Below are 13,405 nucleotides of genomic sequence, written 5' to 3'. Positions count from 1 at the left end.
GAGGATCAAAATGTGGGAGGGAGCAAGCCCCCCTCCCACAGGGTTGCCGGCGAGTGGGGGTTGAGTGTTACAGCAGGGAAATCGGATAGCTCACAAACAGCCGGTTTTCATCGAACTCGTTGGTGCTGTAATCCCGACGCATAGTTGAGTTGCGCCAGCGCACATTCAGGTTCTTCAGCGCACCGCTTTGTACGGTGTAGGCCAGCTCGGACTCGCGTCCCCATTCCTTGCCATCGGTGATCGCCCCGGTGTGTACGTTGCTGCCGCTGATGTAGCGGTTCATCAAGGTCAGCCCCGGTACGCCCAGCACCACGAAGTTGAAGTCATGCCGCACCTGCCAGGATTTTTCCCTGGCGTTGTCGTAGCTGGAGTTGTAGCTGTCGTTGGCCAGGGTGCCGCCGCTGGTGCCGTTGACGCGCATCCACACGCTGTCGCCGGTGAGTTTCTGCAGGCCCACGTAGAAAGTGTGGCCCTGGTACCTGGCCGAGAACAGCGCGGAGACGGTTTTGTTGTCCAGGTCACCGGCCAGGGCGCTGCCGTCTTCCTTGCCGTTGAAGAAACCGAGATTGGCGCCCAGGGTCCAGTCGCCCACGGGCTGGCTGTGGGTGAGGTTGAGGTATTGCTGCTGGTAGATATCGCTGAGTTCGGCGTACCACAGGCCGACCTGGGTGCGCTTGTCGTTGAAGGTGTATTCGCCGCCGCCGAAGTTGAAGCGGTCGGAGGTGAACGCCGCTTTGCCGTTCATGAACATGTCTTCCATGCTCGCATCGTTGCGCGGGCTGTTGCCGCGAAACTGGCCGCCGTAGAGGGTCAGCCCGGCAATCTCGTTGGAGGTGACCTGACCGCCGCGAAAGGTTTGCGGCAGGGAGCGGCCATCGTCGGAGCGCAGAATCGGCAGCACCGGCATCCATTCGCCGACCTTCAGTTCAGTCTTCGACAGCCGGGTTTTCAGGGCCACGCCCAGGCGCCCGAAGTTATCCGCCGGGCGGCCGTCGCTGTGCACCGGCAGCAGTTGCGTGCCGGCGGTGCCTTTGCCGCCGTCGAGCTTCTGCGAGTACAGCCCCAGCACATCCAGCCCGAAACCTACGGTGCCCTGGGTGAAGCCGGACCTGGCGTCAAGAATGAAGTTCTGCGTCCACTCTTCAGCCTTGGCCTGGGGGTTGGCCGGGTTGGTGAAATTGCGGTTGAAGTAGGCGTTGCGCAGGTTGAGCGAGGCCTTGGCATCGTCGAGAAACCCATCCGCCTGGGCGGCGAGGGGCAGGGTAAACGCAAGGCTGGCGAGGCTGATGAGACCGAGGTGCGAGGAGGAATTGCGGGCGAATTGACTCACAGTGAAGCTCCCATTTTCTTTTGTTGTTTTTATTATTTGTTATACGTTGTCGTACAACATTGGAGCGGATATTTGCGGGGTTTGGTGGGGGTGTCAAGCGGAAGTTATACGATGACTGAATAAACTACCCAGGTGAGCACCTTCAAGGTCGGACGGCGTGTCAAGTCAGCCCGTCATGGTCATTGGCGGAAGGGTGCCCAATAGAGAAACCGCTGCCACTGCTGAAACACCGAGTAACCATTCCAGCGTCACACTGGCTTTCAACGTGCTCACGCGCTGCTCACAGTGCTCCAGACGCAAACGGTTCAGCAGCGCCAACCCCAGCATGCCGAGTACCAGCAGCACCTTGATCAACAAAATCAGCGCGAACCCGCTGAACAACGGTGTCGGCCACAGTTGCCCGGTCAGTACGCGCACGTTGATCAAACCCGTCACCAGCAGGCCGGCCACCAAGCCATAACCGACGCCGCTGAAGCGCCGCAGGATCGGCTCCAGTGCCGGCGTTGGCGAGCGCAGTATCAGCACCAGCAACATTAAACCCCCGAGCCAGGCGCCGACGCACACCAGGTGCACCACCTGATTGAGGATCAGCAACTGCCCGCTGAGGCCGTCGAGCATTGCGCCGTGGCCCACGGGTGCAAGGGTCGCCAGTAACGACGCGAGCAACGGCAGGCGCAGCACTGGCCAGGGTTTGATCAGCGCGATCACCAGCAGCAGGTTCAGCAACAGATGCCACACCCACACCTGGCCAAAGAAGGTCTTGCCCAGTACCCGTCGCACTGTCGCCGGTTGCAGGGCCGCGTCCCAGTTACCGGCCATGCTCGCGGTGATCAACAGCAGCCACACCACGCCCGAAACGAGCCCCAGCCAGGCCAGGCCACGGGTGATGCGCAGCAGTTGCCGGTCCAGCGCCGGTTGCGCGTGCGTGCCCAGCAGCCAGGGCCTGAACGCGCAGGCCCCGAACATCAGCAACACGACGATGAAATGCACGAAACGGCACAGCACCAGCAGCGTCGCCATGGATTATTGGCCGACCTTGAAGCTGTATTCACCGTTGCTCTTGTGGGTGTCGACGGAGACGGCGTTCCACACCACCTTGTAGTGACCGGCCGCCAGTGGCGCAGCGGGTGTCACGACTAACACCTTCTTGTCTTTATCCAGTGTCTCCAGGCCTTTGATCGCGATTTCGGTGCCGTCCTTGCTCAGTGAGACTTTGCTGAACGTGGCTTCAACGCCTTCGGTAAACGTCAGGCGCAGATCCTTGGGCGCAGCGACGCTGCTGTCCGCCGCAGGCTCCGAGCTTTTCAAGTGTGCGTGGGCGAAAGCTGACGCAGCGCCCAGCAGAGAAGCCAGCAGCGCGACGGTGGTGAGGGCTTTTTTGATCAACATTGCGCAATACCAATCAATGAGTAGGGCGGGCAGTGTACGAAGTTTCGGATAAGGCTGTGAGTGGGAGTTAGTGTTTAAGCCAGGAATGCAGTTAAAAAAGGCGGAAGGGGGCTCGCGGCGCTACAGCCATATCGCGTCCCACAGCGGGTAGTCGCCAATTCTGCGCACCAGCCCGGCCCGCAGGGGATTGGCCACCACATACCGCGCCATTTTCAGCAGGTCATCCTGCTTGCGCAGCGCCCGGTCATGGAAACTCTCCTGCCAAAGCCGGCCCTTGCGCCCGCTCGCGCCGTTAACCGTGCGGGTGCTTTGGGATTTTACCTGGCACATCAGGTCCGCCAGCGAGCCTTTTTGCAGCTCGATAATCCAGTGAAAGTGGTCGGGCATGATCACCCAGGCGAGGGAGTTCGCCCGGCCTTGCAACTGAGCGATCCGCATCTGCCGGACAACCAGCCGGCCCAACTGGAAATCGCTGAAAATGGCGATGCGTTCGTGGGTATTGGTGGTGATGAGGTAGATGCGGTTCGGCTCGCTGAATCGGCCGATGCGCAGGCGGTGTGACGCGGGTAGATCAGGCATTCCCTGGCCTCTCTGCATGGGTGTTCAAGAGAGGCTAGGTGCTGTGGCTGAGCTTGATCGGCAAGCTTTTGGCAGGATGTGTCTGGAAGGGCGCCATCGGGAGCAAGCCCCCTCCCACAGGGGCCAGCGGTGTTCATACATAGTGTGTCTGGCGCAGAGTCGGTGGGTCAGCGACACTTGCATCAGCTGACCCGCTGCCATCAGAAGCAAGCCCCACATGAATCCAGCGGTGTTCATACCTAGTGTGTCTGGCGCAAAGCCTGTGGGAGGGGGCTTGCTCCCGATAGCGGTGGGTCAGCGACACTTGCATCAGCTGACCCGCTGCCATCAGAAGCAAGCCCCACATGAATCCAGCAGTGTTCATACCTAGTGCGTCTGGCGCAAAGCCTGTGGGAGGGGGCTTGCTCCCGATAGCGGTGGGTCAGTCACACTTGTATTGGCTGACCTACTGCAATCGGGAGCAAGCCCCCTCCCACATGTGGCGTTGCGTAGGGCCTTAAAACGTGCCGGGTTCCCAACCACCTCCGAGCGCCGCCAGCAGCCCCACACTTGCCTGTAACTGCCGCGTCTGCACCGCCTGCAACGCCCGTTGGGCCTGCAATGCCGCAGTCTGCGCGGTCACCACATCCAGGTAACTCACCGCGCCCGCCTGATAGCTGTTCATTGCCAGCGCCTGGGTGTGCTGCGCCGCATCCGCCGCGGCCTGTTCATCCTCGGCCTGGCGCTGCAAGTCGCGCAGTTGCGCCAGGTTGTCTTCCACCTCGCGCACAGCCTTCAGCACCTGGCTGCGGTACTGCGCCGAAGCTTCTTCGAACTCGGCTTTGGCCTGGCGCTCATTGGCGCTCAAGCGCCCGCCGTCGACGATCGGCAGGTTCACCAGCGGTCCCAGCGCCCAGTAACGATTGCTGGCAGACAGCAGGTTGCCAACGCCCTGGGTCTGTCCGCCGATCAAGCCGGTCAGGCTGAAATCCGGGTACCACGCCGCTCTGGCCACGCCGATCGTTGCGTTGGCCGCAAACACGCGACGCTCCGCTGCCGCAATGTCGGGGCGACGTTGCAGCAGGTGGCTGGGCAGTTGCGCAGGAATCTGCGGCAGGGCGAGCAGATGCGGGCTGGGCGCCAAGGAAAAATCACTCGCCGCCACGCCCACCAGCTCACCGATGGCATGTTCGGCAAGGTTGCGTTGGCCGCGCACTTCATCCAGCTGCGCCCTGGCCTCTGCCAGCTGACTTTGCGCGCGCGTCAGGTCCAGCGCTGAAGCGATCTGGCCTTCATAGCGACTGCGCGTCAGTTGCAGCGCCTGGCTGAAGTCATCCAGCGAACGCTGCAGAATCCGGCTTTGCGCGTCCAGTCCGTCGAGCTGCACATACAGGGTCGCCAGCCGCTGCTGCAGGCTCAAGCGTGCCATCGCCAGCTCATCCCCGGACGCTTGCGCCTGGGCATCACCCGCCGCCACCTGGTTGCGGATTTTGCCCCACAGGTCCAGGTCGTAGCTCAGGGAAAATCCGGCCGTATCACTGTTGTACAGCGACGGCTGCGTACCCCCGCGCAGCGGCCGCGTATCCGACTGCCGCTGGCGCAGCGGCTGTGCGCTGGCGCTGATCTGCGGGAACAGTCCGGCATGCAACTGGCTGGCATACGCCTGGGCCGCGTCGTAATGCGCGAGCGCCGCCGCCAGGTTCGGGTTGGCCTGGAGCAGTCGCTGCTGCAGGTCATCAAGACGCGCATCGTTGTAGAGCGTCCACCATTGCGGCGTCACTCGGTCGGACGGCTGTGCGCTGTGCCACGGCCCCTCGCGGTAATCCGCCGGCAGGTCCACCGTCGGCACCTTGTAGGCCGGCGCCATCGAGCAACCCTGCAACGCCAGCAGCATCAACGCCACAACTGATTCACGCCGCATGCGCACCTCCCGCGACAGCGGCCAGTTGCACCGGATCGCCTTCGCGCAAGGCATCGGGCGGGTTGTCGACCACGCGGTCGGCGGGGTTGAGCCCTTGATCGATCACCAGCCGTGCGCCCAGGTCGAGGCCGATATGAATGCCTTGCAAGTGCACACGGTTCTGCGCATCCAGCAGCGCCACCTGAGTGCCTTGGGCGCGGAAGATCAACGCGCTGGCGGGGATGCTCACGCCGTGGGTATCGGCCGGAAGCGGCAGGGTGGCTTCGGCGTAATCGCCGGGCAGCAACGTGTCGCCGGGGTTATCGACGACGAACTGCGCGAGCAGCGTGCCGGAGCGGCGGTCGATGGCGGTGGAATCGCCGATCAGGCGCGCGTTGAAGTGTTCGCCGGGATGCTCGGGCACCGTCAGTTCGGCTTGCAAGCCGGGATGGATAACCGCCGCGTAGTTCTGCGGCACCGGCACATACAGGCGCAATTGGTGCGTATCGGCGAGGTTGAACAAGGCCAGTTTGCTGTCGGTATCGGCCTTGATCAACTGGCCGATATCGGTGTTGCGCGCGGTGATGATGCCGGCGAACGGCGCGCGCAGGGTCTTGTAGCGCTCCAGTGCACACAGTCGCGCATAGTCGGCCGCGGCGGCTTCGGCGTTGGCCTTGGCCGCAGCCGCAGCCGAGGTTTTCTCGTCGGCTTCCTGGCGCGACACCGAATGGCTCGCCAGCAGGTGTTGCCAGCGCGTGGCGGTGGTGGCCGCCAGGCGTGCATTGGCTTGCTGCTGGACCAGGCGCGCATGGGTTTGCGCCAATTGCTGGTCCAGGTCCGGGCTGTCGATGTCGGCGAGCACTTGCCCGGCCTTGACCCGGCTGCCGATATCGACTTTCCAGTCCTTGAGATAGCCGCTGACCCGCGCATGGATCGGCGCCTTGCTCCAGGCCTCCAGGTGCGCGGGCAAGCGCAGGGTGTCGCCGGCGGCGCTGCGTTCGGGTTGCACCACGCTTACCTGCGCGATGGCGGCGGTTTCGGTCCAGGCGCTGACCGACCGTGCGTGCAGCGCGCGCGCATGCAAACCGTTGGCGACCAGCAGGGCGGCCAGGGTCAGGCCGCCGACGCCCAGGAGCATCAAACGCTTGCGCGAGGGGGTGTGATCAGACGACATGAGGGGTTTCTCCGGCAGTGGCGCGAGTAGGGTGGCGCCCGTGGACCAGGCTGAAAACCACGGGAACGAATAACAGGGTGGCGACGGTGGCGAAGATCAGGCCGCCAATGACGGCACGGCCCAGGGGCGCGTTTTGCTCCTGGGAAAGCGCCAGGGGCAACATGCCGATGATCATCGCCAGGGCGGTCATGCACACCGGACGAAAGCGTGTGTAGCCGGCCTCCAGCGCGGCCTTCAGCGCATCGCCATGGGCGGCCAGGCGCTCACGGCAGAAGCTCACCACCAGGATCGAGTTGGCAGTGGCCACGCCCATGCACAGGATCGCGCCGGTGAGTGCCGGCACCGACAGCGATGTGCCGCTGAGGAACAGCATCCACACAATGCCGGCCAGCGCGGCCGGCAATGCAGTGATGATCACGAACGGGTCGGCCCAGGACTGGAAGTTGACCACGATCAACAGGTAGATCAGCAGCACCGCGCCGAGCAGGCCGACGCTCAAGCCGGTAAAGGCTTCGTGCAGTGCATCGATCTGCCCGTGCAGGCTGATCGTCGCGCCTTTGGGGCGCAGGTGCGCGGTGTCGTCCAGTACGGTTTGTACGTCACGGGCGACGCCGCCGAGGTCACGGCCCTGCACGTTGGCGTAAAGGTCCAGGGTCGGCTGGATGTTGTAGTGGGTCACCACGGCCGGGCTGTGGGTGCGGGAAATGCTGGCAACGCCGCCGAGGATCTGCGACTGGCCGTCGGCGCCGGTCACCGGCAGCGCTTCGAGCGCCGGCAAGCTGTCGAGGCGGTATTGCGGCGTCGCCGCCACAATCGAATACGACACGCCATTGGCCGGATTGAGCCAGAACGTCGGCGCCACCTGGGAGCTGCCGGCCAGCGATGCCACCATGCTGTTGGTCACGTCCTTTTCCGTGATGCCCAGGCCATTGGCACGCAGGCGGTCGACATTCACCTGCAACGACGGGTAGCCGGTGGACTGCTGCAGGCGCAGGTCGGCGATGCCCGGCACATGCTGCAAGCGACGCTCAAGTGCCACGGCATAGGCGCGGTTTTCGGCATCGCTGCGCCCGGAGATTTTAATGTCCAGGGGCGCCGGCGTACCGAAGTTGAGGATCTGGCTGCTGATGTCCGCAGGCAGGAACGCGAACTGGCTGCCGGGGAAGCTTTGCGGCAAGGCTTCGCGCAGTTGTTTGACGTAGTCGGCGGTGGGCGCGTGATCCTTTTTCAGGCTGACCTGAATATCGCCGTCCTGCGGACCGATGGTGCCGCTGCTGCTGTAGGCCATGTCGATGCCGCTGAGCGGTATGCCGATATTGTCAACGATAGTGTCCAGCTCCGTGGCCGGGATCACTTGGCGGATGCGCGCTTCAATGCGGTCGAACGCGGCCGCGCTTTCTTCGATGCGCGTGCCCAGCGGCAGGCGCACGTGAAGCGCCAGGGCACCGGCATCGGTGGCGGGGAAGAAGTCCTCGCCCAGGCTCGGCAGCAGCAGGAACGAAGCCAGCACGCAGGCGAGAAAGCCTGCGATAAAGCGCTTGCGTCGGCCCAGGGCGAGCCTCAGCAGGCCATGGTAGGTATCGCGCAGGTTCGAGAAGTGGCGCTCGAAGCCCTGCTGGACATTCACCACCAATTGCAGCACACGATGGCGCGGCTGCGGGTGATGCTCGCCCTCATGGTGATTGATGAAGGCGTCTTCCGGATGCTGGCCTGGGCCCGGCTCCGGTGCGTGTGGCTTGAGCAAATACATCGCCAGGGTCGGCACCAGGGTGCGCGAGAGGATGAACGAGCTGGCCATGGCGAACATCACCGCCAGCGCCATCGGCCGGAACAGATAGCCGGCGATGCCTTGCAGCAGAAACATCGGCACAAACACGATGCAGATGCACAGCAGCGAAACGAAGGCCGGGCCGACGATCTGCGCGGCGCCGTCGAGGATCGCGGTCTTCACCGCCTTGCCCTGTTCCAGGTGCCAGTTGATGTTTTCGATGGTCACCGTGGCGTCGTCCACCAGAATCCCTACCGCCAGCGCCAACCCGCCGAGGGTCATCACGTTGAGCGTTTGCCCGCTGACGGCGAGCAGCGCGATGGCCGACAGCACGGCCAGCGGAATCGACGCGGCGATGATCACCGTGGAGCGCCAACTGCCGAGGAACAGCAGGATCATCGCGCTGGTCAGCAGCGCAGCGATGATGCCTTCCCGGGCCACGCTGCCCACCGATTGTTTGACGAACACCGAGGCGTCGCCCAGCAGCGAAGTCTTCAGCGACGGCGGCAGGGTTTCGTTGATGCGCGGCAGCATCTGGCGGATGCCGTCGATGATCGACAGGGTCGAGATGCTGCCGTTTTTCAGCGCCGGCATCAGCACCGCGCGGTGGCCGTCGACGCGCACGATGTTGGTCTGCGGCGGCGAGCCGTCGCGCACATGGGCCACCTGACCGATGGTGATCAGCGCGCCGTCGACGGTCTTGATCGGCAGGTCGTTGAGTTCGTCGATGGCCTTGGGGCTGTTGTTGAGCAGGATCGTGTATTCGTTGGGGCCAAGCTTGGCGGTGCCCACCGGGATGATCTGGTTCTGCAGCGCCAGGGCCGTGCCCACGTCCTGCGCCGACAGGCCTTTGGCGGCCAGGGCCTGCGGGTCCAGGTCGAGGGTGATCTGGCGCTGCCTGCCGCCCATGGGGGTGGGCATGGCCAGGCCGGGCAGGGCGCTCAGGGGCAGGCGGATATTGTTCTGCACCAGGTCGCGAATCTTCGCTTCCGAGAGACTGGGGCTGGAAAACGCCATTTGCAGGATCGGCACCGTGGACGCGCTGTAATTAAGGATCAGCGGCGGCGTGATGCCCGGTGGCATCTGCTTGAGCACGGTTTGCGAAACGGCGGTGACCTGGGCGTTGGCGGTGCGGATATCCACGCCGGGCTGGAAGAAAATCTTGACGATGCCCATGCCGGGCAGCGATTGCGATTCGATATGTTCGATGTCGTTGACGGTGGTGCTCAAGGCGCGTTCGTAGGTGTAGATCACCCGACCGGCCATGGCGTCCGGCGACAGGCCGTTGTATTGCCATACCACCGCAACCACGGGGATGCCGATATCCGGGAACACATCGGTGGGGGTACGCAGGGCCGCCATCGGCCCGATGATGCAAATGATGATGGCCAACACGATGAAGGTGTACGGCTTGTGCAGTGCGGTCTTTACCAGCCCGAGCATGCGTGACTCTCCAAAAAGGCGGGATTGCAAACCCCGGCAGTCTTGGGCGACCCACCTAACACGCACCTTTCAGCCAGATGAAGGAAGATTTAGTCAGCGGCTTAAGATTGCTTCATCTCTATTCATTTGTTCTGCGAACGACCGCTCTTCAAGCTTGTTGCCCATCGCAACTGTCTTTTTCGGAGCTTTGTCATGTCATTGAAAACGCTGTACTTGATTCCTGTTGTCGCCGTATTGCTGTCGGCCTGCGCGGGCCCTGTCCCCAAGGCGGATCCGGGCGATGCGTGGATCGGCCTGAAGGAAGAGACGCCGAATGACCTGATGGCCGAGCGGGTGGACGGCAAGCGCGTGGACGACGGGCGCTTTTTCGAAGTGACACCGGGGGACCATCGGCTGGACGTGACGTTATTCGAGGAGCCGGCGGGCGACGACAATCAGCAGGACTGCCAGGGCCGGGTCGAGTACAGGCATTTCAAGGCGGGTGAGCACTACACGTTGGTGGAGTCCAGCCTGGGCACCGCCGTGCGCGCAGCCCTGATGGATGGGCACGGCAAGGAGGTAGCGGCGACTCAGGACTTCAGTTGCATGCCTGGCTAGGCGTGGCGCACCGCGCCTTTTGCGGTTTTACGGGGGTGGCGTGGGGGTGATGGTGCCGACGGGCAATGCGCAATACCCCCCACAACATGGCGGCGGCTACCGCCAGCCAACCGCAGATCAACATCGCAATGGTTGTTACAAGGCTCATTCCGGCCTCCTCTCGCCCGCACGGGGCACACTCGGTCTTCTTGGTTGACAGTGTAGCGACGTGGCGGTTGCCTGTTATTGACCAATGGTCATGGCGTCCAACTCGTTTGCTATAACCACGGCCGTGGTGAGCGCGTGATTGGGCTATGATTTGAGCCCTCATCGGCGGTTGAACAAGAGAGTAGAAAATTGCGCTTACCCTCGAACCTGAAACCCACCTTGTTGCTGGCCTGTGCATTGGGGCTGGCGGCGTGTTCGTCGCACCCCTCGAAGCTCGCGGGCCTGCCGGAACGCGTCGAACTCAACGGCGTGCCGACCTTTCGCAGCGAGGCCTATCAAAGCGGTCCCACGGCATTAGCCAGCATGCTGTCGCAACAAGGCATTGTCATGACACCGGGCCTGCTGGATAAACCGTTGCACTTGCCCGGCGCCGAGGCGGACCTTGCGCGCAACATGCAGGTGCTGGCGCGTGAATACGGGCTGATGGTGTACCCGCTGGATGCCAGGCTGACGGCGGTGCTGGCGCAGGTGGCGGCGGGTTACCCGGTGATGGCGCGCCTGGGTGGCGGGCTGTGGTCGGACGCGCGGTACGTGGTGGTGGTCGGCTTCAACCAGCAGAAGAGCACGGTGTTGCTGCGTTCGGGCATGAACCGGCGCCTGTTGATGGACTTCAGTGATTTCGAATCGAAATGGAACAGCGCCGGGAGTTGGGCAATCCTGACCCAGCGCCCGAGTCAGTTGCCGGCGAATGTCGATGCGCAGCGCTGGCGCGACGCCGCCAATGCCACCGCCCAGGCCGGGCAGGAGCAGGCAGCGGCCCAGGCGCTCAAAGTGTTGGCCGAACACAAATAGACGGTTGGCATGCAAATAACGGTGGGGGGAGCCAGCCCCGTCCCACCGTTGGAGCTGCTTCACATTGGCGCCTGCTGCGTTATTCAGCGCTGCACGTGCGCCGCATTCGGGCGACTTTTCAGATTCTTGTCAGCCTTGTAGCGCAGTGCCACATCCGGCACCGAACCGCTCTTGCCGGTCTCGACCCAGTTGCGAATACGGCTGGCATCGGCAAAGTGGGTGAATTTGCCGAACGCATCCAGGATCACCAGTGACACCGGGCGGTTGCCCATGCTGGTCACCAGTACCAGGCAGTGGCCGGCCTGATTGGTGAAGCCGGTCTTGGTCAGCTTGATGTCCCAATTGGCGCGGTTGATCAGGTGGTCGGTGTTGGAGAAGCCCAGGGTGTAGTTGGGCTTGCGGAACGACACGGTCTTTTCCTTGGTGGTGCTCAACTGGCTGAGCAGCGGGTAATGCCGTGCGGCGGCCAGCAGCTTGCTCAGGTCGCGGGCGGTCGACACGTTGTGGATCGACAGGCCGGTGGGCTCCACATAATGGGTGCTGGTCATGCCCAGCGCCTTGGCCTTGGCATTCATCGCCGCGATAAAGGCTGCGTAACCCCCCGGATAGTGGTGCGCCAGGCTCGCGGCGGCGCGGTTTTCCGAGGACATCAGGGCGATCAGCAGCATTTCCTTGCGCGGCATCTGGCTGCCGATCTTCACGCGGGAGAACACGCCTTTCATCTCCGGCGTGTCGGTGATGTTGATATCGATGTACTCGTCCATGTTCTGCTTGGCTTCCAGCACGATCAGGCCGGTCATCAGCTTGCTCACCGAGGCGATGGGCACCACCACGTCGGGGTTGCTGGAATAGATGACTTTGTTGGTTTGCAAGTCCACCAGCATGGCGCTGCCGGAAGCGATCTGCAGTTTGGAAGTGTCACGCGGGGCCTGGGTGGTTTCGGCGGCGTGGGCGAATGTGCCGGTCAAAGCGAAAAAAAGACTGACGAGAGAAAGACGAATTTTCACGCGGGTGAACTCGCTAAAAAGTAATGAAAGACCGCTGGGGAAACGGCTGGTAAGAAAAATGACGTTACATTCTAGGAGTATGGATGGATAACTGTCGAATGTTCTTCCAGAACCAGACGAAAGTGCTTAAAAAATAACAAAAAACAGTTTTTCAGCAGGCAATAAAAAGCCCCGCGATAACGCAGGGCTTTTTCAGTCCGCAAGGTTATTAGCCGTGCAGGGTCTCTGCGGCGTACAGCGTGTTCTCCAGCAGGCAGGCGCGGGTCATCGGACCCACGCCGCCCGGTACCGGTGTGATCCAGCCGGCGCGGGGCAGGGCGGTGTCATACACCACGTCGCCCACCAGCTTGCCGTCGTCCTGACGGTTGATGCCCACGTCTATAACGATGGCGCCTGGCTTGATCCACTCACCTTTCACCAGGCCCGGCTTGCCGGCGGCGACCACGACCAGGTCGGCACGACCGACATGGCCGGCCAGATCCTTGGTGAAACGGTGGGTAACGGTCACGGTGCAGCCGGCCAGCAACAGCTCCATCGCCATCGGGCGACCAACGATATTCGAGGCGCCAACCACTACCGCGTCGAGACCGTAGAGGTCGACCCCGGTGCTTTCGAGCAGCGTCATGATGCCTTTCGGGGTGCACGGGCGCAGCAGCGGGATACGCTGGGCCAGACGACCGACGTTATAAGGATGGAAGCCGTCGACGTCTTTGTCCGGGCGGATGCGTTCGAGCAGTTTGGACGCGTCCAGGTGTTCGGGCAGTGGCAGTTGCAGCAGGATGCCGTCGATGCGCGGGTCGTCGTTGAGGCCGTCAATCAGGTCGGTAAGCGCCTGTTGAGTGGTGTCGCTGGGCAAGTCGTAGGCCTTGGAAATAAAGCCGACCTCTTCACAGTCTTTACGCTTGTGCGAGACATAAACCTGAGAGGCAGGATCGCTGCCCACCAGGATCACCGCGAGGCCCGGCGTGCGCAGGCCTTGCTCGCGACGCTCGGTGACGCGTTTGGCGATCTGCTGGCGCAGGCTGGCGGCGATTGATTTGCCGTCTATAAGTTGTGCAGTCATTACGCGTGATTAACCATCGAGAGGGGGAAGAAAAGTGCGCGCATTCTCGCACGCCGAGGCGTGAGGGCAAAGGCGCTTGGTCCGCAAATTGCCCTAAGCCCTTAAATAAAATCAGTTTTTTTCAAAAAAGATTTGACGGGTTTCCGGGCCCTCTATACTATTCGTCGCACTTGTCGG

At 62.7% G+C, this 13,405-nt stretch carries 12 protein-coding genes; 2 read left to right on the top strand and 10 right to left on the bottom strand.

The window, feature by feature from the left end; genetic code table 11:
- Window positions 1-67 precede the first annotated feature (67 nt).
- From JOE32_RS08175 to JOE32_RS08145, 7 genes are all read right to left on the bottom strand, one after another.
- On the bottom strand, window positions 68-1,330 hold the full coding sequence (locus JOE32_RS08175; protein ID WP_209983027.1) for an OprD family porin: 1,263 nt from the start codon (window positions 1,328-1,330) through the stop codon (window positions 68-70).
- Window positions 1,331-1,495: 165 nt separating this feature from the next.
- Window positions 1,496-2,350: a copper homeostasis membrane protein CopD gene (copD, locus tag JOE32_RS08170; RefSeq protein WP_209983025.1), complete on the bottom strand. Its 855-nt coding sequence runs from the start codon at window positions 2,348-2,350 to the stop codon at window positions 1,496-1,498.
- Window positions 2,351-2,353: 3 nt separating this feature from the next.
- Entirely contained in the window at window positions 2,354-2,719 is a 366-nt protein-coding gene (gene copC / locus JOE32_RS08165) for a copper homeostasis periplasmic binding protein CopC (RefSeq protein WP_209983023.1), read from the bottom strand.
- A 120-nt stretch (window positions 2,720-2,839) separates the two neighbouring features.
- Window positions 2,840-3,298: a transposase gene (locus JOE32_RS08160; RefSeq protein ID WP_209983021.1), complete on the bottom strand. Its 459-nt coding sequence runs from the start codon at window positions 3,296-3,298 to the stop codon at window positions 2,840-2,842.
- Window positions 3,299-3,794: 496 nt separating this feature from the next.
- Window positions 3,795-5,204, bottom strand: a complete 1,410-nt coding sequence (locus JOE32_RS08155; RefSeq protein ID WP_209990415.1) for an efflux transporter outer membrane subunit — start codon at window positions 5,202-5,204, stop codon at window positions 3,795-3,797.
- Window positions 5,188-6,351, bottom strand: a complete 1,164-nt coding sequence (locus tag JOE32_RS08150) for an efflux RND transporter periplasmic adaptor subunit (protein WP_209983019.1) — start codon at window positions 6,349-6,351, stop codon at window positions 5,188-5,190. Before JOE32_RS08150 ends, JOE32_RS08155 begins: the two co-directional genes overlap by 17 nt.
- On the bottom strand, window positions 6,341-9,562 hold the full coding sequence (locus JOE32_RS08145; RefSeq protein ID WP_209983017.1) for an efflux RND transporter permease subunit: 3,222 nt from the start codon (window positions 9,560-9,562) through the stop codon (window positions 6,341-6,343). Before JOE32_RS08145 ends, JOE32_RS08150 begins: the two co-directional genes overlap by 11 nt.
- Before the next feature lie 192 nt (window positions 9,563-9,754).
- On the opposite strand from JOE32_RS08145, the gene JOE32_RS08140 reads away from it, so the two are divergent.
- On the top strand, window positions 9,755-10,159 hold the full coding sequence (locus tag JOE32_RS08140) for a hypothetical protein (protein ID WP_209983015.1): 405 nt from the start codon (window positions 9,755-9,757) through the stop codon (window positions 10,157-10,159).
- On the opposite strand, the gene JOE32_RS08135 is transcribed toward JOE32_RS08140, so the two are convergent.
- Entirely contained in the window at window positions 10,140-10,307 is a 168-nt protein-coding gene (locus JOE32_RS08135; RefSeq protein ID WP_163001008.1) for a hypothetical protein, read from the bottom strand. The genes JOE32_RS08140 and JOE32_RS08135 overlap by 20 nt on opposite strands.
- Window positions 10,308-10,495: 188 nt before the next feature.
- Between JOE32_RS08135 and JOE32_RS08130 the strand changes: the two genes are divergently transcribed.
- Window positions 10,496-11,158: a peptidase C39 family protein gene (locus JOE32_RS08130; protein ID WP_209983013.1), complete on the top strand. Its 663-nt coding sequence runs from the start codon at window positions 10,496-10,498 to the stop codon at window positions 11,156-11,158.
- Window positions 11,159-11,241: 83 nt separating this feature from the next.
- Here JOE32_RS08130 and pbpG read toward each other — a convergent pair whose 3' ends face one another.
- Together pbpG and folD are read right to left on the bottom strand one after the other, a co-directional pair.
- A complete protein-coding gene (gene pbpG / locus JOE32_RS08125; RefSeq protein WP_209983012.1) occupies window positions 11,242-12,165 on the bottom strand; it encodes a D-alanyl-D-alanine endopeptidase in 924 nt (307 codons plus the stop codon).
- Window positions 12,166-12,373: 208 nt separating this feature from the next.
- The gene (folD, locus tag JOE32_RS08120) at window positions 12,374-13,228 is read right to left on the bottom strand and encodes a bifunctional methylenetetrahydrofolate dehydrogenase/methenyltetrahydrofolate cyclohydrolase FolD (RefSeq protein ID WP_209983010.1); all 855 of its coding nucleotides are present in this window, start codon (window positions 13,226-13,228) and stop codon (window positions 12,374-12,376) included.
- Between the last annotated feature and the right edge of the window lie 177 nt (window positions 13,229-13,405).

The organism is Pseudomonas sp. PvP025 (genome assembly GCF_017832155.1).
Taxonomy (GTDB): Bacteria; Pseudomonadota; Gammaproteobacteria; order Pseudomonadales; family Pseudomonadaceae; genus Aquipseudomonas.
This window is presented reverse-complemented; position numbering and strand designations above follow the sequence as displayed.